Genomic DNA, 23,949 nt, shown 5'->3' on the forward strand with positions numbered 1-23,949 from the left:
GTGTGCCCCGCCGCCCTCCCCAAGGCCCCGTGCCCAGCGAGGGAGAGCCCCACGTGACCATCGCGCCAGTCGACCCGGCCTCAGCGACTACGCAGCAGGCCCCGGTGGAGACGGACGGCCCCGGTGCCGCACTGCTGCGGACCCTGACGGACCTCACCGCCGACCTCCCCGGCGCCGACCCCGGCCGGGTCGCCGCCGCCGCCCTGCGCGGCCGGTCCGCACGCGCGGACAACGCGGAACTGCGCGAGCTGGCCACCGAGTCCGCGGCGGGCCTGATCTCCGAGGACCCCGTCTACTCGAAACTGGCCGCCCGACTGCTGACGATCAGCATCGCGGCCGAGGCCGCCTCACAAGGCGTGCGGACCTTCTCCGACTCGGTCACAGTCGGCCACCGCGAGGGCCTCATCGCGGACCGCACCGCGGACTTCGTACGCCTGCACAAGGCCCGCCTCAACACTCTGATCGACACTGAAGGTGACGACCGCTTCGGCTACTTCGGCCTGCGCACGCTGCACAGCCGCTACCTCCTCCGCCACCCGATCACCCGCAAGGTCATCGAGACGCCCCAGCACTTCATGCTGCGCGTGGCGTCCGGCCTGGCGGAGGACGACACCACGCGCGCCCTCACCGAAGTCGAGGCCCTCTACCGGCTCATGAGCCGCCTCGACTACCTCCCCTCCTCCCCCACCCTCTTCAACTCCGGTACGCGCCACCCCCAGATGTCGTCCTGCTACCTCCTCGACTCCCCGCTGGACGAGCTGGACTCCATCTACGACCGCTACCACCAGGTCGCGCGCCTCTCGAAGCACGCGGGCGGCATCGGCCTGTCGTACTCCCGTATCCGCTCCCGCGGTTCACTGATCCGCGGCACGAACGGGCACTCCAACGGCATCGTCCCGTTCCTGAAGACCCTCGACGCCTCGGTCGCCGCGGTGAACCAGGGCGGCCGGCGCAAGGGCGCGGCGGCGGTCTACCTGGAGACCTGGCACTCCGACATCGAGGAGTTCCTGGAGTTGCGCGACAACACCGGTGAGGACGCCCGCCGTACGCACAATCTGAACCTGGCGCACTGGATCCCGGACGAGTTCATGCGCCGGGTGAACGAAAACGCGCTGTGGTCCCTCTTCTCCCCGTCCGACGTGCCGGAACTGGTCGACCTGTGGGGCGACGAGTTCGACGCGGCCTACCGCAAGGCGGAAGAAGCGGGCCTCGCCAAGAAGAACATCCCCGCCCGCGACCTCTACGGCCGCATGATGCGTACCCTCGCGCAGACCGGCAACGGCTGGATGACCTTCAAGGACGCCGCCAACCGCACCGCCAACCAGACGGCGGAGCCGGGCCACACGGTCCACTCCTCGAACCTCTGCACGGAGATCCTGGAGGTCACGGACGACGGCGAGACGGCGGTCTGCAACCTGGGCTCGGTGAACCTGGGCGCGTTCGTCGACACGACGGCCGGCGACATCGACTGGGACCGCCTCGACGAAACAGTCCGCACCGCAGTCACCTTCCTGGACCGGGTCGTCGACATCAACTTCTACCCGACCGAGCAGGCGGGCCGATCCAACGCCAAGTGGCGCCCGGTCGGCCTCGGCGCGATGGGCCTCCAGGACGTCTTCTTCAAGCTGCGCCTGCCCTTCGACTCACCGGAGGCCAAGGCGCTCTCCACCCGTATCGCCGAGCGCGTCATGCTCGCCGCGTACGAGGCGTCCGCGGACCTCGCGGAGCGCAACGGACCCCTGCCTGCCTGGTCCCGTACAAGGACCGCCAGGGGTGTCCTGCACCCGGACCACTACGACACCGAGCTGACCTGGCCGGAGCGCTGGACGGCCCTGCGGGAACGTATCGCCACCACCGGCATGCGCAACTCGCTCCTCCTCGCCATCGCGCCCACCGCCACCATCGCCTCCATCGCGGGCGTCTACGAGTGCATCGAGCCGCAGGTGTCGAACCTGTTCAAGCGCGAGACGCTCTCCGGCGAGTTCCTCCAGGTCAACTCCTACCTGGTGGCCGAGTTGAAGCAGCTCGGCGTGTGGGACGCGCAGACGAGGGAGGCGCTGCGCGAGTCCAACGGCTCGGTGCAGGGCTTCACCTGGGTCCCCCAGGACGTCCGCGACCTGTACCGCACGGCGTGGGAGATCCCGCAGCGCGGCCTGATCGACATGGCCGCGGCCCGCACCCCGTTCCTCGACCAGGCGCAGTCCCTGAACCTCTTCCTGGAGACGCCGACCATCGGCAAGCTCTCCTCGATGTACGCGTACGCCTGGAAGTCGGGCCTGAAGACGACGTACTACCTGCGTTCCCGCCCGGCGACCCGCATCGCCCGCGCGGCGCAGGCGCAGGCCCAGCCCGAAAAGACCATCCCCGTCCAGGCGACCCCCGACGAGGACGCCGTCGCCTGCTCCCTCGAAAACCCCGAATCATGCGAGGCCTGCCAGTGAGCACCCCCCAGAAGAACCTTCTCGACCCGGGCTTCGAACTCACCCTCCGCCCCATGCGCTACCCGGACTTCTACGAGCGCTACCGGGACGCCATCAAGAACACCTGGAGTGTCGAGGAGGTCGACCTCCACTCGGACGTCTCCGACCTCGCGAAGCTGTCGGAGGGCGAGCAGCACATGATCGGCCGGCTGGTCGCGTTCTTCGCGACGGGCGACTCGATCGTGGCGAACAACCTGGTGCTGACCCTCTACAAGCACATCAACTCCCCCGAGGCGCGGCTGTACCTGAGCCGCCAGCTCTTCGAGGAAGCGGTGCACGTCCAGTTCTACTTGACGCTCCTTGACACCTACCTGCCCGATCCGGACGACCGCGCGGCTGCTTTCGACGCGGTGGAGAACATCCCCTCCATCCGCGAGAAGGCCGAGTTCTGCTTCAAGTGGATCAACGAGGTCGAGAAGCTGGACCGCCTGGAGACCAAGGCCGACCGCCGCCGCTTCCTCCTGAACCTGATCTGCTTCGCCGCGTGCATCGAGGGCCTCTTCTTCTACGGCGCCTTCGCGTACGTCTACTGGTTCCGCAGCCGGGGTCTCCTGCATGGCCTGGCGACCGGCACCAACTGGGTGTTCCGCGACGAGACGATGCACATGTCCTTCGCGTTCGAGGTCGTCGACACCGTCCGCAAGGAGGAGCCGGAGCTCTTCGACGACCAGCTCCAGCAGCAGGTGACCGACATGCTGCGGGAGGCCGTCGAGGCCGAGCTGCAGTTCGGGCGGGATCTGTGCGGTGAGGGCCTGCCGGGCATGAACACCGACTCGATGCGCCAGTACCTGGAGTGTGTGGCCGACCAGCGCCTCCAGCGCCTGGGCTTCGCTCCGGTGTACGGCTCGGAGAACCCGTTCTCGTTCATGGAGCTCCAGGGCGTCCAGGAGCTGACCAACTTCTTCGAGCGCCGTGCGTCCGCGTACCAGGTGGCGGTGGAAGGCACCGTCGATCTGGACGAGGACTTCTAGTTACGGCCACTGAACAGTGACCGCCCCGGGCCGTGAGGCCGGGGGCGGTCACTTTTTTCGTCGATGCTCACGACGCGTTTTCGTCGCCGTTCACGCCGCACGCGCGACATCGTTCGTCGTGAGTCCGCGCAGACCGCGGCCGGCCGAGGCGGGGCCGGACCGCTGCGCGGCCGCCGCCCTGAGCTGCCGGTCGACGCGCCACTCGTGGACGTATCCGACCAGTGCGGGAAGGGCCAGGACCAGGAGGATTCCGAGGACGGTGAGTGTGTCTGTGAGTGCGTTCATGTCCTCTACTGTCGCGCCGATCGCCCGCCGGAGTCAGTGGCAGGACTGCCGTACACCCTCGAATTACTGCCACTCCTGAGGCATACTGGAAAACATGCTGAAGAACGTGGCCGTCGCGCTGCTCGACGGCGTACACCCCTTCGAACTCGGCGTCGTCTGCGAGGTGTTCGGCCTCGACCGCGGCGACGAGGGGCTGCCCGTGTACGACTTCGCGGTCGTCTCGGTCGAGGGCCCGACGCTCAGCACCCATGTCCCCGGGCTGACGATCTCCACCCCGTACGGCCTGGACCGCCTCGACGAGGCCGACCTGGTCGTCGTACCGGCCGGCAGCGCCTACGCCGTACGCGACTATCCGCCCGAGCTGCTCGACGCGCTGCGCCGGGCGGTGGACAGAGGCGCCCGGGTGCTCAGTGTCTGCTCCGGCGCCTTCGTGCTCGGCGCGGCCGGGCTCCTGGACGGACGGCGCTGCGCCGTGCACTGGCACCATGCCGACATGCTCGCCCGCCAGTACCCGCGCGCGATCGTCGAGCCGGACGTGCTGTACGTCGACGAGGACCCGGTGATCACCTCGGCCGGCACCGCCTCCGGGATCGACGCCTGTCTGCACATCGTGCGCAAGGAACACGGGCCGGAGGTCGCCAACGCCATCGCACGGCGCATGGTGGTGCCGCCGCACCGCGACGGGGGCCAGGCCCAGTACATCGAGCGGCCGCTGCCGCGCAGCGAGTGCGACACGGTCGGCGAGGTGCTGGTGTGGATGGAGCGCCACCTCGACGAGGAGGTGACCGTCGAACAGCTCGCGGCCCGCGCCCATATGTCGCCCCGCACCTTCGCACGCCGCTTCCAGCAGGAGACGGGCACTACGCCGTACCGCTGGATCCTGCGCCAACGGGTGCTGCTGGCCCAGGACCTGCTGGAGGCCTCGGACGAGACGATGGACGCGATCGCGGGCCGCACGGGGTTCGGGAACGCGGCGGCCCTGCGCCATCAGTTCGTACGGAGTCTGGGGACGACCCCGCAGGCGTACCGGCGCACGTTCAGGGGCCCTCAGGCTGCCTGAACGCGCGCCGGTACGGACGCGGGGTCAGCGCGGAACGGCCTTCAGCAGCAGCCGGTGCGGCCGCAGCGTGATGCCGACGCGTGTCGCGTCACTGGAGCCGGACACCTGCTCGAAGCGCCACGTGGACGCGACCGTCGCCGTGATGAGACTCAGCTGGGCCATCGAGAAGTGGTCGCTCGGGCACTTCCGGTTGCCGACGCTGAACGGACGCATCGCGTACTTCGGCAGCTCCTTGGACCGTTCCGGAAGCCAGCGGTCGGGGTCGAAATCGAGGTGCCGCTCGTACGACAGCGGGTCTCGCTGGACCGCGTACGGACTGTAGACGATGTCCGCACCGGCCGGAATGCGATAGCCGCCCAGCTCGGTTTCGGTCACCGCCCGCCGCGTCAATATCCATACGGCCGGACGCAAACGCATCGCCTCGACGACGACATTGTTCGTGTGCGACAGCTTCCGGACGTCGCCGAATGCCACAGGCCGGCCGCCCGTGACGGATTCGACCTCCTCGCTGATCCGCCGCGCCTGTTCCGGATACGCGGTGAGGACTTGCAGCAGCCACATCACCGTGGACGCGATGGTTTCGCTGCCGGGGGTGAGTATCGCGACGACTTGGTCGTGGATCTCCTGTTCGTCGATGGGGTCGCCGTTGTCGTCCTTCGCTTCCAGCAATGCTGTCAGCAAATCGTCCGGCTTTTGACCAGATGTACGGCGTTCGACGATGATCTCGTCGACAAGTGCGTGCAAATCGGCCAATGCGCGATCGAATTTGCGGTAGGCCGGAAGCGGCAGCCGATAGAGCGGTCCCGCCGGGATGACCATGCGCCGGTACATGCCACGGAAGACGGTGGCGAGCGCGATGCTCAGCCGCTCGGCCCGCTCGTCCATGAACTGGCCGCGCAGCAGGCAGCGGGCCGCGATCCGGACGGCGACGCGGAACGACTCCGACGTGCAGTCGACGGCACGTCCTGCCTCCCAGCGAGCCGCGAACGCACGCGACTCCTCCTCCATGATCGGCCCGTACTCGGGGATGATGTCGAGCCGGAACGCGGGCTGGATCGTCCGCCGCTGGCGTCGGTGCTGCGGCCCGTTGGCGGTGGCGACCCCCTTCTTGCCGAGGAGCCCTTCGAGGGACTCCCACAGCGGGCCGCCTATCTCGTAGTCGGGGCTGAGCGCCAGCGCCCCGGTGAGTTCGGGGGTGGTGACCGCGTACACGGTCTTGGGGCCCAGCTTCAGCCGGACGACGTCGCCGTGGTCGCGGAGCTGGGCCAGGAAGCCGAGCGGGTCACGGACCAGTTTCCAGCCGTGGCCGAGACCGGGCACTCCGCCGCCCGCCAGGGGTGGGGTGGACAGCTCCAGCGTCCGGGGGACCTCAGGTCGCACAGACTCGACGGTCATTTCTCACCTGCCGCTTCATTGTTGACGTACGGGGGTGTGGAGCGGTCGTCCCAGCTGTCGACCATGTACCGGCCGGACTCGTGGTGGAACCAGTACACGGAACTGAACCAGTTCCGCATATTGCCCACGCACGCCTTCAGGGCGACGCTCGATTCCGTGCCCTGCACCGTCCCGTCCGCGAGAGTGTCCGCGAGCCGTAATACGTCTTTCTCGGCGACCGAGAATTCAATGATGCATTCCTCGACGCGTCGCCGGACTTCCGTGACGGCCTCTTCGAGAGTCAGCCCCTCATGGTGAATGAGACTGATTCCGAGATTGTGGACCTCATCGCCCGCTATTTCTTTGGGGAGCGAACACAGATCGTTGTACCAGGCGGCGAATTCCTGGCTGAGCAGAGCGGCCTTCCGATATGCCGGGTGATTCCGAACCGAGGTGGGGAGTTCGCATCCCGCACTGGGTTCGAGAAGGTCGGTCCAGATCCAGTGCGCGAACGTCAGCCGACGGAGTTCGAGGTACTCCGCGACCGTCGGAACCGTGCCGGACGTACGGTTGTGGAACTCCCGGTCGTACGCCTCGATCACCGCGTGGAAGTGGAGTGCGAACCGCTCGTTCCACTTCGCGCCGAGGAACGAGTACAGCCGCACCATGCTGTCCGCGAACCCCGCGACCAGGGGATCCTCGTGGTGCAGATGGTTCGTGGGTGAGTCGAGGGCCGCGTGCAATTGGAACCTGAGCGTCCGCCAGGCACCCGGCCGGCCGTGGATCACATCGCGGTCGTGGCGGTCGTCCCAGACGAAGAACCACGCGCTGTAGTCCGCTATCGCCTGCATGACCTCGTCGGGGGCGCCAATGTAGTAGCCCGCCATGAGGTCCGTGTAGCACAGGCCATCGGCATATTCCTCGACCTTGTTCGGCGGCATCAGCCGTTTTTCGAGGAGCCAGACCCGGGTGTTCTCCTGAAGCCTGGGCCAATACGGGTGGAGTTGACGGGGAAACTCGGCCTCGATCACCGGGAGAGAGAGCGCCGGTGGTACCGCGACCACTGTTGGTGTCGATGAAGTGCTCTGTGAGAAAGCATGCACGAACAAACCCCTCTCAGCCGCCTGTTGACGCCACGCCCCTCCCGCTGTGCCGGGCGTGCGCCGTTGCGTATCCCCGCACTTCCCATTCAGCACCACAACTGACCGTTCTGGGAACGGATTTGCTCCACTCACTACCCCATGGTGCCGAGAATCTCCCCTTGTATGACTGAATCTGGATCACTTGTTGAGCACATTGGATCGAACGTGCGACGCACATACGAACGGCGCCTGGTCAGGAGGTCCCTGCCCAGGCGCCACGCAGGCAGACCCATGGGGATGACTCACAAGAGATCGCGAGCACCAGCTGACATTTTCTGTCTCAGACGTTCACCACAACGTCTCAGGCGCTCGTCATGGCTGCTGAGACGCTCGTGTCAGGGCCGCACTCAGCCGTTCGCCACGATCGGGTAGCGAGGCTCGTTCTCGGCCATCTGCCGCAGCGCGTCCTTGCGTTCACGCTTGGAGAGCCGGTCGATGTACAGATACCCGTACAGGTGGTCCGTCTCGTGCTGGAGGCAGCGCGAGAAGTAGCCGGTGCCGCGCACCTTGATCGGATTGCCCTTCTCGTCCTGCCCGGTGACCTCCGCGTAGTCGGGGCGTGCGAGCGGGGCGTACGCGGTGGGTACGGAGAGGCAGCCTTCGTTGCTGTCGTCCAGACGGCGCTGCTCGGCGGGCAGTTCGACGAGGACGGGGTTGCAGACCACGCCGGTGTGCCGCTTGCCGTCGTCGTCCGGGCAGTCGTACACGAACACCTTCAGGTCGACGCCGATCTGGTTCGCGGCCAGGCCCACACCCTCGGCGGTGTGCTGGCTGGCGAACATGTCGGCGACCAGCTGCGCCAGCTCGTCGCCGAACTCGGTGACGTCCCTGCACTCCTTGTGCAGCACCGGGTTCCCCACGACGGTGATCGGCCGCGAGGTGCCGCGCTCGCGGTAGGCGGCCTCGCGCTCCTCGCAGTCCTCGGTGTCGAGGACGAAGCCCTCGTCGTCCACGGGGAGCACGCCCGCGTGCTGCTGATCGGTGTCCTGCTGCGCCATGACCGACGTACGCCTTCCTGGATCCCTGAAATCTGCGGGTACAGCCTACGGGGAACGGCAAGGTGACTTTCCGGCGATCCTCGGCGACCGCTCAGCAGACCTCTTCCAGATCCCGCCAGTCCCGGCTGTCCGGGCTGTCGGCGACCCAGCCATCGAGCAGCCCCCGCACCAGCGAGGCGGGCGCTGCAAGACCGCACTCGCGCTCGGGCACCCAGAGCTGCCCGTCGGTGCGGTGGCCCAGCGGCCCCGGATGGCCGGGCTCACTGTGGTCGTGCGGGTCGAGATGCTCACCGTCGCCCTCGTCGGAGGGCATGCGCGACTCGGAACACATACGGCACAGCAGCCGTACGGATGACGACCAGTCCTCGGCGGCGAAGCCGGCGTCGGCAGCGAGCTGCTCCAGGGCGTCCCGGTCGTCCTCGGTGGCCGCTTCGAGCAGCACCACCCAGGTGGGGACGGGCGACGGAGCCCACAGCTCGATCTCGTCGAACACCGGGTAGGCGTGCCCGGCGGCGGTCGTCCGCTCGCCGTGCGGCACCCCGTCGTGCAGGACGACCTCGCCCCAGCGCCGCCCGGAGGACGGCAGCGGAATGGACAGCACCTCGATGCGGGCGGGATCGAGCCGCCGCCCCCACACGACCTCGGCCTCGCCCTCGGGAGACAGCCGTACGGCCGCGCTGCCGAGGTCCATGCCCACAGGCTCCCCGGAGACGGCGGCGCCGCCGGGCACCCGCAGCCCGTACGCCTGCCAGGCACGGCGGGCCAGCGGCCAGTCCTGGAGGGCGGTCGCGGCAATGCCCACGTTCCACCAGTCAGGTGCGCCCGTCTCCCGGTCGAGCAGGGCCACGGCCCTGAGTCCGGCCGCCCGCGCCTGCTCCCAGTCGTGCCGGAACTTGTGCAGCAGCGCCAGGTTGAACCAGGACTCGGACAGCCACGGCTCCAGGTCCGCGGCGCGCGTCAGCAGCGCGCCCGCGTCCTCGTACCGTCCGTCGCCGATCAGCGTGAACGCACGGTCGGTGGCCTGCCGCCATGAGGCGGAGGGCCGGTGTCGTCCCTTGCCGAAGATCCTCACGATTCCCGCCTGCCAGTTCCTTGCGATTCCCGCCTGCCGGTCCCTCGAAAAGTTCCCTGAAGTGTCCCCGGAGGACAGCGCAGCTATGGGCCGGCCCATACCCCCGAACACCCTCTTCCTCGCATCCAACCACGTACCGTCGGACGGCCGCTCATTACCCATGGGTTACCCAGCCAGGGGCAGGCTAAGGCCGCCCGCCCGTCTCCCGCCACCGCCCTCAACCGACGGGCTCACGCGTGGCCCCCCGATTTTGCAGCAGGACCCTGGCCAGCGACTCCACGACCTCGGGCTGATAGTCGCGGGCGGTGCCCAGGCGCAGCTTCTCCAGTGCGGTGAGCGGGCCTGTGGGCCCTGCTTCCCTGGCCATCTCCTCGTATGCGTTCACGACCCGCACGATCCGTGCGGTGACCGGTTGCTCCCGGTACGGATCGGCCTGCCGTTCCACCACCACCGCCACCTCCGCGTCGACGCCCGTCTGCCGTACGACGGCGCCGCCGAGCAGGGCTATCCGGCGCTGTTCGTCCGCGGGGAGCACGGCGGTGGCCCCGGCCGGAACCGGGTCGAGAAGGCTGAGCTGTCCGATGTCGTGCATCAGCGCCGCGTACTCCAGCACGGTCAGGTCGGGTTCCGAAAGTCCCAGCTCGCGCCCGACGGCCCGGCTCAGCGCGGCCACGCGCCGGGCGTGCCCGGCCGGCGTGTACCCCGCGATCTCGGTCGCCCTGGCCAGCGAGGCGATGGTCTGCCGGTAGGTGACCCGGACGGCGGCGTACCGCCGGAAGGACAGTTGCGTGAGCAGCAGCGGCAGCGAGAACACGGGCAGCGCCCAGAGCCCGACCACCGCGACGGCCAGCGCCATCACGGCGCCCGTCGCACACACGGCGGATCCGATCCCCGGCATGGCCCGCAGCTCGTCCCGCAGCAGCGGCCCGAACGGCCACCGGGTCCGCGAATGCGCCATCGCCGCCGCGAGCACGGCATCGCACAGAGCGGTGAGCACCAGCAGCGCGACCAGCAACAGGGCGTACGCGGGACCGCCCAACTCCAGGAACTGCCCCCGGTTGTAGAGCGGTTGGAAGCACACGGCGGCGAATCCGACGGTGAGCACCCGCCGCGTGAGGTGGTCGGCGGTCGGCCCGTGCCCCCTGGCCACATGCGGCACACACCCCAGGAGAGCGGCCGCCGCGACCACCGCGACGACCTGGAGCACGCCGTGATGCGTCGGCTGCCCGGCATTTTCCCCGAGCAGGGCGTACGACAGCGCCCCCGCGGCCCCGAGCGGAGCGGACTCCCGCTCCTCGGCGCCGCTCCACCGGGTGAGCTCACCCACGGCGATGAGGATGCCGAAGGCGAGGGCTGTGGGGCGGTCTTCGACGCCGGTCCAGAGGGTGGAGGCAAGGGAGACTAGGGCGAGGAGGAGAGCGAGGGTACGGGCGAGGGCCAGGGCGAGTGGGAAACTCACGGGCCACTCCGGCCGATGTTTGCAGGGTGCCCATCCATCCGGCTGGAAACGGGTGGCGCGGCCGGCGGGTGAACACCGCCGCGAAGCGGCGTGGGGCTGTCCGCCGTAACGGCGGGATGCCACCCGTACCGGCCGAGCGCCCGCGTCAACGCCCCCACCATCCCCGGATCGAACTGCGCCCCCGCACACCGCTCAAGCTCCTCCAGCGCCGCCGGCACCGGCCGCGCCCGCCGATAGGACCGCGTGGACGTCATCGCGTCGAACGCGTCCGCGACGGCCACCACCCGGGCGAACTCCGGAATCTGCGCCCCGATCAGCCCGTACGGGTATCCGCTCCCGTCCAGCCGCTCATGGTGATGCAGGATCGCCGACCGGGCCTCCCCCAGGAACCCGATGCCCCGCACCATCTCGTGCCCGTACTCGGGATGCAGCTCGATCACCCGCCGCTCCTCGGGGGTCAGCGGCCCGTCCTTCCGCAACAACCGGGTGGGAACCCCGAGCTTCCCCACGTCGTGCAGGATCCCGGCGAACCGGAGGACCTCGACCCGCTCGTCGTCCATGCCGAGTTCCCGCGCGATCATCATCGACGCCTGCCCGACCCGCTCACTGTGCCCGCGCGTGTACCCGTCCTTGATGTCGACGGCCTGGACGAGCGCGCGAATGGTGGCCTGGTGGGCCGCCCGCTCCCGGTGGTACTGGGCGAACACCCAGCAGGAGACGTACATCGGCAACAGCACGAGCAGCGCGGCGACAGGCCCGTACGGACTGCGCCACAGCACCGCCATCATCAACCCCGCGAGCCCGTGCACGGCGACGGGCGCGAGCGAGCGCGGAAAGAGCCCGCGCCAGGCGCCGCGCACCGGTACCCGCTCGGCGAGCGCCAGAATGCCGCCGTCGAGGAGGGTGAGCACGAGGCAGAAGGTCAGTACCGCGGCCCCGGCGGGCAGGAGCGCATACGGGAAGTGGGGCGCGACCACGGCGTCCCGGCCGCCCAGCGCCCAGTGCACCCGGGAGGCCGCCCAGATCGCGACGGCGAGCTGCGCGGCCCGCCAGATCCGGCGCAGCCACCGCGGCCGCTGCTCGACCCGGGCGAACAGAGCCCCCGGCAGCGCGACGAGCGCGGCGGCCGGGGGCGGCAGCAGAAAGGCCCCGGCCAGCAGCACGGGGAGAAAGGTGCCCATCCCTTTGGGGGCCTCGCGGCCGGGCGCACCCGCGGTCTTCGGTCCACGCGGGAGGGTGATCCGCTCGCACCCGGCATAGAGCGCGGAGAGCAGCACGACGATCCACCAGGGAACCCGGAGGGCCGGCAGCGGGGCGAGGCAGGCCAGGGCAGCGAGAACGGCACAGGCCACGTACACACGGGCCCACGCCGGCACCGACCCCATCTCCTCGTCCCCTCCCCGACTCCAGAACTCCGGAGCCTAGGGCGGCGGGAAAGGCCGGGGGACACCAAACGGCCCAATCCGTGGGCTCAGAGCCCACGGATTAGCACGTTCGGGTGACGAGAACCCCTGCGGGAACTGCTCCGAGCCGGCGGCTCAGGACTCCTGGGGCGTGGCGGCCACATCATGCTCGGGCACGGTCTGCCCGGACCGGATCAGGTCGATGCGGCCCATGACCTTGGCGCGCAGATCGGTCGGCACATCGTCCTGACCGCAGCACCGCTTGACCAGCTTCTTCACGGCCTGCTCGAGCCCGTACTTCTCCAGGCACGGCGAGCACTCCTCGAAATGCACTTCGAACTTGGTGCAGTCCGCGTCCGGCATCTCGTGGTCGAGGAACTCGTAAAGATGGTCGAGTACCTCACTGCAGTCCGTCTCGTGCGGCTCTCCGCAGCTCATGAGCCCGAGCCTTTCGCTTCGTTCGACTCTCCGGCACCGGCCGGAACCAGCCCGCGGTCACGCGCGTAGTCCTCGAGCATGCCGCGCAGTTGACGACGGCCCCGGTGCAGCCGGGACATCACCGTGCCGATGGGTGTCCCCATGATGTCGGCGATCTCCTTGTACGCAAAGCCCTCTACGTCCGCGAGATAGACGGCGATCCGGAATTCCTCGGGGATCGCCTGCAAAGCCGACTTGACGTCCGAGTCGGGCAGGTGGTCGAGCGCCTGCGACTCGGCCGAACGCAGGCCCGTCGACATGTGCGACTCGGCGCGCGCCAGCTGCCAGTCCTCGATCTCCTCGGCCGCACTGCGCTGGGGCTCACGCTGCTTCTTGCGGTACGAGTTGATGAAGGTGTTGGTGAGGATGCGGTAGAGCCACGCCTTGAGGTTGGTGCCTTCGCGGAACTGGTGGAAGGACGCGTACGCCTTCGCGTATGTCTCCTGCACCAGGTCCTCGGCGTCGGCCGGATTGCGCGTCATGCGCAGCGCGGCCGAGTACATCTGGTCGAGGAATTCGAGCGCGTCCCGCTCGAAGCGCGCGCTGCGCTCCGTGGACGATTCCGTGGTCGCGTCGCTCGTGCCCTGGCCCTCGGGCTGGTCCGCCTGGCCATGTTCGGTCCCTGCGTCGGTCCCAGTGACCGGACCCACCTCCTCCAGCGACGTAGCGAGACCGAAACCGGTCCCACTGGAATCGGAGGATAGACGAACATCGACACCCGCCGCCGCCCGAATAGGCGCGGTCTTACCCGCGTGCAGCACCGTCCAGTCCAGGTCAGCGCTGCTGTTGCGGCTCGGGCAGATGGTCGAACCCATGCGGCGGACTTCCTCTCGTACGAACGGTCCAGCACACGCTCTGTGCTGTCTGTATTCGGTCAACAGAGGTCCGCCGCTCAACATTCCCGGGGGTTATCCGAGTGACGAGGTCCACTTCTCAACACTGTCAGTGATGACCTTCAGGGCCTCGTCCTGGTCGACCGGCGCCCGCTTCGGGACCGCGAAGCCATGATCGCCGTACGGCACCTCGACGAGCTCGTACGACCCCGCCGGGAACTCCTCGGGTTTCCCGAACGGGTCGTTCCCGCCCTGTACGACGAGGGTGGGCACCCCGGCGCCGAGCAGCTCGTCGGCGCGCGACTTCTCGGGCCGGCCCGGCGGGTGCAAGGGGAAACTGAGCGCCAGTACGGCAGCGGCCCCCAGCTCCACCGCCGTACGACAGGCCACCCGAGCTCCGGCGCTGCGCCCGCCCGCGATCACCGGAAGTCCGGGCCCGGCCAGCGTGGGCCAAACCCCCCGCCACCCCACGTCGAGCGTCTTCGGCGCGGGCGCCACTTTCTTACCTGCCACCCGCCAGGGCTGCTCGACGAGCGCGACGCTCACCCCGTGCGCGGGCAGCACCGCCGCCAGCGCCTGAAGATCCCGCGCCTCGATCCCGCCACCCGCCCCATGACCGACGGCAAGAACAAGCCGCGCGTCCGGCGCCTGGTGCCAGGTGACGCGGGCGGTACCGGCGTCGGTTTCCACGACCTCAGTCACATCAGAGCTCACGTCAGAAGAGTGTGCCCTCTTCCGGCCCCTCCAGCTCCTTCAACAGCTCCGGCCCGTTGTTCCGCACATTGCTGACCGCCGTGGAGACGGGATAGGCCCGCATCAACCCAGCTGGAGGCGGAACGAGCAGCGACCGCAGGTCCTCGATATCCGTCCGTGAGGGATCCAGCCACGCGTCCCAGCGATCCGGCGTGAGCATCAGGGGCATACGGGGATGGATGTCGGCCAGCGCGTGCGGCCCGTCGCCAGGAGCGACCGCGAGCGGCGTGGTCTCCGCCTCGGTAGTGATGACGGAACACGTCACCCACCAGGCCAGCGGATGCTCGTCGGGCAGCGTCTTGTCCCGCCAGAACTCGTACAGCCCGGCCATCGCGAAGACCGACCCGTCGGCCGGCGTCACAAAATACGGCTGCTTACGAGCCCGCTTCTTCTTGCCCTCGACCTCGAGATCCCGCTCACCGGCGCCGGTGACCCACTCGTAGTAGCCGTCGGCGGGGATGATGCAACGCCGGGCGGCGAAGGCCCGCCGATACGAGGGCTTCTCGTGCACGGTCTCGGCGCGCGCGTTGATCATCCGTGCGCCGCCCTCGGGCGTCTTGGCCCAGGACGGAACGAGCCCCCACTTGAGTGTGCGCAGCTGGCGAACCGGTTCCGGGGTACCGGCGTCCTTAACGGGACGGTCGAGAACCGCGTAGACCTCTTTGGTCGGGGCCACGTTGAAATCGGGGGCCAGAACCTCCTCCGGTTCCCACTGCTCGATCTCAAAGATTCCTGCGAGATCCTCGGGGCTACGACTCGCTGCATACCGTCCGCACATACGTGCCACACTGCCAGATTCCACGACCTCAGAGGGAGCCACCGCCGACAATGGACAGCACCGCAGCCACCTCGCTGTCAGGCCTCTGGGACGAGATCTTCGGGAGCCAGCCGGACCCCGATCTGTGGGTGGTGATCGCCACTCTCGTCGCGGCCCTCGCCGTGACCGTCCCGCACGGCGTCTGGCGGCTCTCCCGCAACGCCATCACCATCGCGCACGAGGGCGGCCACGGTCTGGTCGCCCTGCTGACCGGCCGCAGCCTGAGCGGCATACGGCTGCACTCCGACACCAGCGGCCTCACCGTCAGCCGCGGCAAGCCCACCGGGCTCGGCATGATCCTCACCGCCGCCTCGGGCTACACCGCTCCCCCGCTGCTCGGCCTGGGCGGCGCCGCACTGCTGGGCGCGGGCCACATCACCGCCCTGCTGTGGCTGGCCACAGCACTCCTGGTGGCGATGCTGGTGATGATCCGCAATGCGTACGGCGCGCTCACGGTGCTACTCACCGGCGGCACCTTCGTGGTGGTGTCCTGGCTCGCCGGCCCCCAGGTCCAGGCGGCGTTCGCGTACGCGGTGGTGTGGTTCCTGCTGGTCGGAGGCGTCCGCCCGGCCTTCGAACTGCAGGCCAAGCGGAGTCGCGGCGGCGCGGGCGACTCGGACGCGGACCAGCTGTCCCGCCTCACGCACGTACCGGCGGGCCTGTGGCTGTTCCTGTTCCACGCGGTGTCGCTGTGCTCCTTGATAGGCGGGGGCCGCTGGCTCCTGGAGGTGTGACGCCCGGGAACTCGGCGGCGCGGGGCCGTTCCCCGGCCAAACCCAGCGCAGCGAACCCCCACTAAAGTGGGGCGCATGACCGTTAACCCCGCCCACACCGCCCTCTGGCCCGCCCCGCACGCAAGCGGAGCCGTCGACGCGACGGTCCACGTGCCGGGGTCCAAGTCGGTCACCAACCGCGCCCTCGTCCTCGCCGCGCTCGCCTCCGAGCCCGGCTGGCTGCGCCGCCCGCTCCGCTCCCGCGACACCCTGCTGATGGCGGGCGCGCTGCGCGCGATGGGCGTGGGCATCGAGGAGACGGTGTCGTCCAGCTCGACGGTCGCCGCAGGTCCGGACGGATCGGGCGAGGCATGGCGGGTCATCCCTTCGGGTCTGCACGGCCCGGCCACGGTCGACGTCGGCAACGCCGGCACGGTGATGCGCTTCCTGCCCCCGGTCGCCGCGCTCGCCGACGGTCCCATCCGCTTCGACGGCGACCCGCGTTCGTACGAGCGCCCGCTGAACGGCGTGATCGACGCGCTGCGCCTGCTCGGCGCCCGCATCGACGACGACGCCCGCGGCGCACTTCCTCTCACTGTGCACGGCGGCGGCGCCCTGGACGGCGGCCCGGTGGAGATCGACGCATCCTCGTCCTCGCAGTTCGTCAGTGCCCTTCTCCTCTCAGGCCCGCGCTTCAACCAGGGCGTGGAGGTCCGCCACACCGGCTCCTCCCTCCCCTCCCTCCCCCACATCCGTATGACGGTCGACATGCTGCGAGCGGTCGGCGCCCAGGTGGACACCCCGGAGTCGGGCGGCGAACCGAACGTCTGGCGGGTCACGCCGGGCGCCCTGCTCGGCCGGGACCTCACCGTCGAGCCTGACCTGTCCAACGCGCAGCCGTTCCTGGCGGCGGCCCTGGTGACCGGCGGCAAGGTCGTCGTCCCCGACTGGCCCTCGCACACCACCCAGCCCGGCGACAGGCTGCGGGAGATCTTCACCGAAATGGGCGGTTCCTGCGAACTGACCGAGGCGGGCCTGGAGTTCACCGGCTCGGGCACCATCCACGGCATCGACGTGGACCTGAGCGAGGTCGGCGAGCTGACCCCGGGCATCGCGGCGGTGGCGGCGCTCGCCGACTCCCCCTCGACCCTGCGCGGAGTGGCCCACCTCCGCCTCCACGAGACAGACCGCCTGGCCGCGCTCACCAAGGAGATCAACGAACTCGGCGGCGACGTCACCGAGACCGCCGACGGCCTGCACATCCGCCCGCGCCGACTGCACGGCGGCATCTTCCACACCTACGACGACCACCGCATGGCGACCGCGGGCGCGATCATCGGCCTGGCGGTGGAGGGCGTACAGATCGAGAACGTGGCGACGACGGCGAAGACCCTCCCGGACTTCCCCGATCTGTGGACCGGAATGCTCGGGAACTGACGGGCGGATCACGATCATGCGCCGCTACGGCAAGAACCCCGACGAGGACGACATCCCCACCCGCCCGAACCGCAAGGGCAACCGTCCCCGTACGAACATCCGCCCCAAGCACGAGGACGCCTCGGAGGGCATGGTCCTCACCGTCGACCGAGGACGGCTCACCTGTCTCGTCGACGACCGCGTCGTGATGGCCGTGAAGGCCCGCGAACTGGGCCGCAAGGCAGCGGTGGTCGGTGACCGCGTCGCCATCATCGGTGACCTGTCCGGCGCCAAGGACACCCTGGCCCGCATCGTCCGCATCGAGCCGCGCACCTCGGTCCTGCGCCGCACGGCCGACGACGACGACCCCTACGAGCGCGTGGTCGTCGCCAACGCCGACCAACTCGCCATCGTCACGGCCCTCGCCGACCCCGAGCCCCGCCCGCGCCTGATCGACCGCTGCCTGGTGGCGGCGTACGACGGCGGCCTGACACCCCTCCTCGTCCTGACGAAGTCGGACCTGGCTCCGCCGGACAAACTCCTGGAGCTCTACGGCGACTTGGACATCCCGTACGTCGTGACGACCCGAGAGGAGTTCGAGGACGGCGAGGCCGTAGACCGCGTACGCGAGCAACTCAACAACAAAATCACGGCGTTCATCGGCCACTCGGGCGTAGGCAAGACAACTCTGGTCAACGCGCTGGTCTCACGGGACCGCCGCCGCATCACCGGCCACGTCAACGCCGTCACCGGCCGCGGCCGGCACACCACGACCTCGGCACGAGCGATCCCTCTGCCCGAAGCCGCGGGCTGGGTCATCGACACCCCGGGCCTCCGCTCCTTCGGCCTGCACCACGTGGACCCCTCCCGCGTCATCAAGGCCTTCCCCGACCTCGAACCGGGCACCGAGGGCTGCCCGCGCGCGTGCAGCCACGACGAGCCGGACTGCGCACTGGACCAGTGGGTGGCCGACGGCCACGCGGACCCGGCCCGGCTCTACTCGCTGCGCCGACTGCTGGCGACGAGGGAACGGCACGACGGCGACTGACACCGCTTGTTCCCCCTACGACCTCCGCGTTGTTTGCGCCCGTACCACGTCGGTAAATGCATAATCGCACCGAGTGCACCCCGGAAAGCCGCTGACCTGAACCACACACACCAGACCAAGCAGTCGACGTTCGGACGTGGGAGGACAAGCCATGGCATGGCTGCTGGTCGTTGTGGCAGGGCTGCTGGAAACCGGCTTCGCAGTCTGCCTGAAGCTCTCGCACGGCTTCACCAGACTCTGGCCCACGGTCGCGTTCTGCATCTTCGCGCTGGGCAGCTTCGGCCTGCTGACCCTCTCCCTGAAGAAGCTGGACGTCGGCCCCGCGTACGCGGTGTGGACCGGCATCGGCGCGGCGGGCACCGCCATCTACGGCATGATCTTCCTGGGCGACCTGGTATCGACCCTGAAGCTCGTATCGATCAGCTTCGTGATCGTCGGAGTAATCGGCCTACAGCTGTCAGGCTCGGCCCACTGACCCTCCTCCCCACCCTTTCTCCCCGCTCTAGACGCTGAGCCGATGAACGGGTGGCAGCGCAGCCCTCACCAGATCGGTCAGCCCTCCCTCACCGGGAGGCGCCGCCACACAGGACAGCGACAGACGCACGACCAGTTCGCAGGAGCGGGCGAGTTCGGCGGTGTCCGCCCTCGATGCGGCGAGCGAGGCGACGGCCCGGTCACGAACCAGCGCCACGAAGTCGGCGGGCGAGGGCAACGGCCCGTCCGCCCGCCGCTGCGCGGGCACGGCGGACGACGAGGGCACCGCCGAGAGCGTCGGCGAAGGCAGCCGCTCACTCCAGCACCCGGTCAGCAAAGCCCGTACGAGCACATTGCTCCGCGCCGCCGACGCGGTCCACTCAGCAGTCGCGACCAGCCGCTCCCGCGCGTCCACATGAGCGGTCAACGCCCGCTCGACCCCCGCAAGATAGGCATCCGCCTCCCGCCGTACGAGGGCACGCGCAAGCCCCTCCTTGCTCCCGAACTCGTTGTACAGCGTCTGTCGCGACACCCCGGCGACGGCGGCCACATCGACCATCCGCACCGCGGACCACGCATGACGCGCGAGCGCCGTAAAAGCGGCGTCCAAAAGGGATTCCCGAGCTGCAGGCATCATCGCCTCCCAGGGGCGATCGGCTCCGCAGCTCAGATTTGACGCGCACAGGTTCACTGTCAAGGGTTCGCGACAACCCAGAGGCGCACGCCCCCACCGCACGCCCCCACACACACGACGGCGAAGCCGAGCCGCACCAGACGATCCAAGGCCGCCGGAGACAAGCCCCGACCCACCCGCACCCGCACCCGCCACCCCACCCAAGGGGCCGCGCCGGAACCTCCGCCCGCAGCGGCTGGCGCGTCAACACCGCTCCCTTAAATAAGCAACCGATTCCGCGCCAGACCGAGGACGGAGGCTCCGGCGCGGCACCGACCCAGCCATGGCGGGAAGGCGAAACGCCCCCGACCCACCCCCGGCGGAAAAAGAGGAAGCGCCCCGGCCTCACCCCCAGCGGAAAGACGAACGAACAAACACGCACACCGCCAACCGAGCGCCGACCCCACGCCACCCCGCATCGCCCCCACGAAGATCTCCCGGGCCGTATAGCCCTCCCCAGGAGCAGGCAGATACGGTTCGCTCATGCCCGACTATCACGATGACCTGCGTCTCGCCCACGTCCTGGCGGACGCCGCCGACGCCGCGACGATGGCCCGGTTCAAGGCGCTCGACCTGAAGGTCGAGACCAAGCCGGACATGACCCCGGTGAGCGAGGCCGACAAGTCCGCCGAGGAACTCATCCGCGGCCAGCTCCAGCGGGCAAGGCCGCGAGACGCGATCCTCGGCGAGGAGTACGGCATCGAGGGCACGGGCCCCCGCCGCTGGGTGATCGACCCGATCGACGGCACCAAGAACTACGTACGCGGCGTCCCCGTCTGGGCCACCCTCATCTCCCTGATGGCGGCAGCCGAAGGCGGCTACCAGCCGGTCGTCGGCGTGGTCTCCGCCCCCGCGCTGGGCCGCCGCTGGTGGGCAGCGAAGGGCCACGGCGCGTACACGGGCCGCAGCCTCACCTCGGCCTCCCCGCTCCGGGTCTCCCGGGTCTCCCACATGGCGGACGCCTCCTTCGCGTACTCGTCCCTCAGCGGCTGGGAGAACCAGGGCCGCCTCGACGGCTTCCTCGACCTCACGAAGGTCGTCTGGCGCACCCGCGGCTACGGCGACTTCTGGCCGTACATGATGGTCGCCGAGGGCTCGGTCGACATCTGCGCCGAACCCGAGCTGTCGCTCTGGGACATGGCGGCGACCGCGATCATCGTAACCGAGGCGGGCGGCTCCTTCACCGGCCTCGACGGCCGCCCCGGCCCGCACAGCGGCAACGCGGCGGCATCGAACGGCATCCTCCACGACGAACTCCTGGGATACCTGAACCAGCGGTACTGAACCGAGGTTCCTGCGCAACCCCCCGGGCGCCCCGAACTCGCCGCACGCGCCCCCTTGTTGACCCTCCTTTTACCTGCGACTCTGAGAGTCCCCCCACTTGTGAACATGTGAATCACTTCTCATGACGGCTCGCCACGGAACTTGACGCCCCAGCCAGTGAATCGGCACCCGCCGAAGAACTGGCGCAGCCAAACAACCGGCACCCCGACAGGACAAGCGATCCACCAAGGAGGTGGCTCCAGCCCATGCTCGTCCGCGACGCCATGAGCACGGTGGTCCTCACCATCGGCCCGGCACACACCCTCCGCCAGGCGGCCCGCCTGATGTCCGCGCGCCGCATCGGCGCGGCCGTAGTCCTCGACGAGGACTCCAGCGGACTAGGAATCCTCACCGAGCGCGACATCCTCAACTCGGTGGCCCTCGGCCAGAACCCCGACACCGAGACCGCAGGCAGCCACACCACCACCGACGTCGTCTTCGCCGCCCCCGCCTGGACCCTGGAGGAAGCCGCGACAGCCATGTCGCACGGCGGCTTCCGGCACCTGATCGTGCTCGACGGAACGGGCCCCGTAGGCATTGTCTCGGTCCGCGACATCATCCGCTGCTGGGCCCCGACCCGCCGACGAGCCCCCGCACAGGTCTGAGCCTCCCGCACAGGCCTGAGCCTCCTGCACAGGTCTGAGCCCGCCGCCCAGGTCTGAGCCCCCCGCCCGCGCAAACGGGCCGGACCCCCTGAAACCAGGAGGCCCGGCCCACCCCAAACAGAACCACTTACCGCCTGTCAGCCCCGCAGCCCCTGAACCGCAACCTCCAGCCGCTTCCCGAAGTCCCCGTCCGCCCGCCGGAAGTTGTCGATCGCCCGCTCGGCGATGTCGTCCCGGGAGACCTTGGCGATGAACCCCGCCAGGTTCTCGATCAGCCGGACCTTCTCGTCCTCGGAGAACAGCCGGTACAGATTTCCCGCCTGCACGAAGTCGTCGTCCTCGGCGTGAAGGGGAGCCTCGTGGTTGCCGGTTCCGCCGGAGACCGGGGTCGACACCCACAGCGGACGGCCGGTCTGGACGGGCCCGCCGAAGGAGTTGGGCTCATAGTTCTTCGTACCCTTGTGGCGGCCGTCGTACAGCAAGCCGTCACGCGAGTTGGTGCGCGCCTCGGTGGCGTGCGGCCGGTTCACCGGCAGGTGGTCGGCGTTGACGCCGACCCGATAGCGGTGGGCGTCGCCGTAAGCGAACAACCGTCCCTGAAGCATCTTGTCGGGCGAGGGCCCGATGCCCGGCACGAAGTGCGCCGGAGAGAAGATGCTCTGCTCGACCTCGGCGAAGATGTTCTCCGGGTTGCGGTTCAGCTCGAGCCTGCCGATCTCGACGGGCGGATAGTCCTCGTGCGGCCACACCTTGGTGAGGTCGAACGGATTGAAGCGGTAGTGCGCAGCCTCGGCCGCCGGCATGATCTGCACCTGCACGGTCCAGGACGGAAAGTCACCGCGCTCGATGGCCTCACGCAGATCGCGCTGGTGCGAATCAGGATCGACACCGGAGAGACGGACAGCCTCCTCGGTGGTCAGGTTCCTGATCCCTTGATCGGTCTTGAAGTGGTACTTGACCCAGAAGACTTCACCGGCCTCGTTGTTCCACTGGTACGTGTGGGACCCGTAGCCGTTCATGTGGCGCAGCGTCGCCGGGATACCACGGTCACCGAAGAGCCAGGTCACCTGATGCGTCGACTCGGGCGAAAGCCCCCAGAAGTCCCAGACGTTGTCTGCTTCCTGCGATCCGGTGTAGGGGTCGCGCTTCTGCGTGTGGATGAAGTCGGGGAACTTGATGGCGTCCTTGATGAAGAAGACCGGGGTGTTGTTGCCGACGAGGTCGTAGTTGCCCTCCTCGGTGTAGAACTTCAGCGCGAAGCCGCGGGGGTCACGGACAGCGTCCGCGGAACCGAGGTTGCCGGCCACGGTCGAGAACCGCAGGAAGGTCTCGGTCTGCTTGCCGACCTCGGAGAGGAACTTGGCGCGGGTCCACCGCGAGACATCACGGGTGAGCGTGAAGGTGCCGTACGCGCCGGCGCCACGCGCGTGGACGATCCGCTCCGGGATCCGCTCACGGTTGAAGTGCGCGAGCTTCTCCAGCAGCGCCTGATCCTGGACGAGGACGGGCCCGCCGACGCCCGCCGTCTCGCTGTTCTGATTGTCGGCCACCGGCGCACCGGCCTCCGTCGTAAGCGGTCCCTGCGTCACGTGCGCCTCCTGCGTCATTGGTGCAAGTCCTGTACCTCGGCCAACAGCAAAGCCAAATCAGACCCTACATTAGACAATGTCTAAATCAAGTAAAACTCCAAAGTCACACCTGATCGGGATCTGTTCCTCTTACTGTTAGGCTGGTTCGTATGAGCGACCTGTTGGAACGACTGCGCGGACGCGGATGGCGGATGACCTCGCAACGGCGCGTTGTGGCTGAGGTCCTCGACGGCGATCACGTCCACCTGACGGCCGACGAGGTACACGCACGCGCCGTCGCCAAGCTGCCCGAGATCTCCCGGGCAACCGTCTACAACACGCTGGGCGAGCTGGTCTCACTCGGCGAGGTACTGGAAGTGGCGACGGACAAGCGCGCCAAGCGGTACGACCCGAACGCGCACCGTCCGCACCACCACCTGGTCTGCGCGCAGTGCGGCGCGATCCGGGACGTCCACCCGGACGGCAACCCGCTCAGCGATCTCCCCGACTCGGAGCGCTTCGGCTTCACGGTCTCGGACGTCGAGGTGACCTACCGCGGCCTGTGCCCGAACTGCGCGACGGCCTGACGTAGCGAACCGCAGACACACCAGGCACGGACCACCGAACACGCCGAAGGCCCGGAACCATTGGTTCCGGGCCTTCGGTCTTCAGTAGCGGGGACAGGATTTGAACCTGCGACCTCTGGGTTATGAGCCCAGCGAGCTACCGAGCTGCTCCACCCCGCGCCGTTGATCTGAACAGTACGTCACCCCTGCGGACCAGCGCAAATCTCTTTCAGCCCGGCCGGCGCCATCCAGCCCGTCCGGCGTTTGAGGACGAGCGCGTTCACCGCGAAGCGGGAGTCTGGGGGCAGCAGCCCCCCGGAACCAGGGACGGGCGTGGGTGGTGGGGGCGAAGAAAACCCCCGCCCCCACCACCCACGCCGAGCACCGCCCCAGCCCAGTGCAACGCCACGCAGAGCCGCCCCAGCCCAGTGCAACGCCA

The 23,949-nt window shown here is 68.9% G+C and carries 23 protein-coding genes and 1 tRNA gene; 10 read left to right on the forward strand and 14 right to left on the reverse strand.

Going from position 1 to position 23,949, the window contains the following annotated elements; translation table 11 throughout:
- The first annotated feature begins 53 nt into the window (after positions 1–53).
- Positions 54–2,441, forward strand: a complete 2,388-nt coding sequence (locus ACFVKT_RS16935; protein ID WP_385732055.1) for a ribonucleoside-diphosphate reductase subunit alpha — start codon at positions 54–56, stop codon at positions 2,439–2,441.
- Positions 2,423–3,451 carry a ribonucleotide-diphosphate reductase subunit beta gene (locus ACFVKT_RS16940; protein WP_385732057.1) on the forward strand — a complete coding sequence of 343 codons (1,029 nt, stop codon included), beginning with the start codon at positions 2,423–2,425 and terminating at the stop codon, positions 3,449–3,451. The genes ACFVKT_RS16935 and ACFVKT_RS16940 overlap by 19 nt, the downstream gene beginning before the upstream one ends.
- A gap of 90 nt (positions 3,452–3,541) precedes the next feature.
- Here the strand turns inward: ACFVKT_RS16940 and ACFVKT_RS16945 are convergent, their stop codons facing one another.
- Positions 3,542–3,736 carry a hypothetical protein gene (locus ACFVKT_RS16945; RefSeq protein ID WP_385732059.1) on the reverse strand — a complete coding sequence of 65 codons (195 nt, stop codon included), beginning with the start codon at positions 3,734–3,736 and terminating at the stop codon, positions 3,542–3,544.
- 94 nt (positions 3,737–3,830) lie between these two features.
- Here ACFVKT_RS16945 and ACFVKT_RS16950 point away from each other — a divergent pair, with 94 nt between their 5' ends.
- Positions 3,831–4,796 carry a GlxA family transcriptional regulator gene (locus ACFVKT_RS16950; protein WP_385732061.1) on the forward strand — a complete coding sequence of 322 codons (966 nt, stop codon included), beginning with the start codon at positions 3,831–3,833 and terminating at the stop codon, positions 4,794–4,796.
- Between the two features lie 24 nt (positions 4,797–4,820).
- On the opposite strand, the gene ACFVKT_RS16955 is transcribed toward ACFVKT_RS16950, so the two are convergent.
- The 10 genes from ACFVKT_RS16955 to ACFVKT_RS17000 form a co-directional block, all read right to left on the reverse strand.
- Positions 4,821–6,191, reverse strand: coding sequence for a cytochrome P450 (locus tag ACFVKT_RS16955; protein WP_385732063.1), 1,371 nt, complete (start codon positions 6,189–6,191; stop codon positions 4,821–4,823).
- Positions 6,188–7,273 (reverse strand): epi-isozizaene synthase, encoded by a 1,086-nt coding sequence (cyc1, locus tag ACFVKT_RS16960; RefSeq protein WP_385732152.1) that lies wholly within the window; start codon positions 7,271–7,273, stop codon positions 6,188–6,190. Before cyc1 ends, ACFVKT_RS16955 begins: the two co-directional genes overlap by 4 nt.
- 386 nt (positions 7,274–7,659) lie before the next feature.
- The gene (def, locus tag ACFVKT_RS16965) at positions 7,660–8,310 is read right to left on the reverse strand and encodes a peptide deformylase (RefSeq protein ID WP_385732065.1); all 651 of its coding nucleotides are present in this window, start codon (positions 8,308–8,310) and stop codon (positions 7,660–7,662) included.
- A 91-nt stretch (positions 8,311–8,401) separates the two neighbouring features.
- Positions 8,402–9,382, reverse strand: coding sequence for a tetratricopeptide repeat protein (locus tag ACFVKT_RS16970; protein ID WP_384382639.1), 981 nt, complete (start codon positions 9,380–9,382; stop codon positions 8,402–8,404).
- A 217-nt stretch (positions 9,383–9,599) separates the two neighbouring features.
- Positions 9,600–10,841, reverse strand: coding sequence for an HD-GYP domain-containing protein (locus ACFVKT_RS16975; RefSeq protein WP_385732068.1), 1,242 nt, complete (start codon positions 10,839–10,841; stop codon positions 9,600–9,602).
- The gene (locus ACFVKT_RS16980; RefSeq protein ID WP_385732070.1) at positions 10,838–12,226 is read right to left on the reverse strand and encodes an HD-GYP domain-containing protein; all 1,389 of its coding nucleotides are present in this window, start codon (positions 12,224–12,226) and stop codon (positions 10,838–10,840) included. The genes ACFVKT_RS16975 and ACFVKT_RS16980 overlap by 4 nt, the downstream gene beginning before the upstream one ends.
- A gap of 153 nt (positions 12,227–12,379) precedes the next feature.
- Entirely contained in the window at positions 12,380–12,682 is a 303-nt protein-coding gene (gene rsrA, locus ACFVKT_RS16985; RefSeq protein ID WP_266431628.1) for a mycothiol system anti-sigma-R factor, read from the reverse strand.
- Positions 12,679–13,371 (reverse strand): RNA polymerase sigma factor SigR, encoded by a 693-nt coding sequence (sigR, locus tag ACFVKT_RS16990; RefSeq protein ID WP_365443425.1) that lies wholly within the window; start codon positions 13,369–13,371, stop codon positions 12,679–12,681. Before sigR ends, rsrA begins: the two co-directional genes overlap by 4 nt.
- 258 nt (positions 13,372–13,629) lie before the next feature.
- Positions 13,630–14,268, reverse strand: a complete 639-nt coding sequence (locus ACFVKT_RS16995; RefSeq protein ID WP_385732073.1) for an alpha/beta family hydrolase — start codon at positions 14,266–14,268, stop codon at positions 13,630–13,632.
- 1 nt (position 14,269) lies between these two features.
- A complete protein-coding gene (locus ACFVKT_RS17000; RefSeq protein ID WP_385732075.1) occupies positions 14,270–15,085 on the reverse strand; it encodes an SOS response-associated peptidase in 816 nt (271 codons plus the stop codon).
- A gap of 50 nt (positions 15,086–15,135) precedes the next feature.
- Here ACFVKT_RS17000 and ACFVKT_RS17005 point away from each other — a divergent pair, with 50 nt between their 5' ends.
- From ACFVKT_RS17005 to ACFVKT_RS17020, 4 genes are all read left to right on the forward strand, one after another.
- Positions 15,136–15,858: a M50 family metallopeptidase gene (locus ACFVKT_RS17005; protein ID WP_385732077.1), complete on the forward strand. Its 723-nt coding sequence runs from the start codon at positions 15,136–15,138 to the stop codon at positions 15,856–15,858.
- A 75-nt stretch (positions 15,859–15,933) separates the two neighbouring features.
- Positions 15,934–17,274: a 3-phosphoshikimate 1-carboxyvinyltransferase gene (aroA, locus tag ACFVKT_RS17010; RefSeq protein ID WP_385732079.1), complete on the forward strand. Its 1,341-nt coding sequence runs from the start codon at positions 15,934–15,936 to the stop codon at positions 17,272–17,274.
- A 16-nt stretch (positions 17,275–17,290) separates the two neighbouring features.
- The gene (gene rsgA, locus ACFVKT_RS17015) at positions 17,291–18,301 is read left to right on the forward strand and encodes a ribosome small subunit-dependent GTPase A (RefSeq protein ID WP_385732081.1); all 1,011 of its coding nucleotides are present in this window, start codon (positions 17,291–17,293) and stop codon (positions 18,299–18,301) included.
- Positions 18,302–18,452: 151 nt separating this feature from the next.
- A complete protein-coding gene (locus tag ACFVKT_RS17020) occupies positions 18,453–18,776 on the forward strand; it encodes a multidrug efflux SMR transporter (RefSeq protein ID WP_126274259.1) in 324 nt (107 codons plus the stop codon).
- 27 nt (positions 18,777–18,803) lie between these two features.
- Here ACFVKT_RS17020 and ACFVKT_RS17025 read toward each other — a convergent pair whose 3' ends face one another.
- Positions 18,804–19,412, reverse strand: coding sequence for a TetR/AcrR family transcriptional regulator (locus ACFVKT_RS17025; RefSeq protein ID WP_385732084.1), 609 nt, complete (start codon positions 19,410–19,412; stop codon positions 18,804–18,806).
- 519 nt (positions 19,413–19,931) lie between these two features.
- Between ACFVKT_RS17025 and hisN the strand changes: the two genes are divergently transcribed.
- Both hisN and ACFVKT_RS17035 read left to right on the forward strand, forming a co-directional pair.
- Positions 19,932–20,732, forward strand: a complete 801-nt coding sequence (hisN, locus tag ACFVKT_RS17030; protein WP_385732086.1) for a histidinol-phosphatase — start codon at positions 19,932–19,934, stop codon at positions 20,730–20,732.
- A 245-nt stretch (positions 20,733–20,977) separates the two neighbouring features.
- Positions 20,978–21,376: a cyclic nucleotide-binding/CBS domain-containing protein gene (locus ACFVKT_RS17035; RefSeq protein WP_385732088.1), complete on the forward strand. Its 399-nt coding sequence runs from the start codon at positions 20,978–20,980 to the stop codon at positions 21,374–21,376.
- A gap of 137 nt (positions 21,377–21,513) precedes the next feature.
- Here the strand turns inward: ACFVKT_RS17035 and ACFVKT_RS17040 are convergent, their stop codons facing one another.
- Entirely contained in the window at positions 21,514–22,983 is a 1,470-nt protein-coding gene (locus ACFVKT_RS17040; protein ID WP_385732091.1) for a catalase, read from the reverse strand.
- A gap of 131 nt (positions 22,984–23,114) precedes the next feature.
- Here ACFVKT_RS17040 and ACFVKT_RS17045 point away from each other — a divergent pair, with 131 nt between their 5' ends.
- Complete coding sequence (locus tag ACFVKT_RS17045) at positions 23,115–23,531, forward strand: Fur family transcriptional regulator (protein ID WP_385732093.1); 417 nt, start codon at positions 23,115–23,117, stop codon at positions 23,529–23,531.
- Positions 23,532–23,616: 85 nt separating this feature from the next.
- Here the strand turns inward: ACFVKT_RS17045 and ACFVKT_RS17050 are convergent.
- Positions 23,617–23,690 (reverse strand) — tRNA-Met (locus ACFVKT_RS17050).
- Positions 23,691–23,949 lie beyond the last annotated feature (259 nt).

The sequence above is a fragment of the Streptomyces sp. NPDC127595 genome (assembly GCF_042671685.1).
GTDB lineage: Bacteria > Actinomycetota > Actinomycetes > Streptomycetales > Streptomycetaceae > Streptomyces.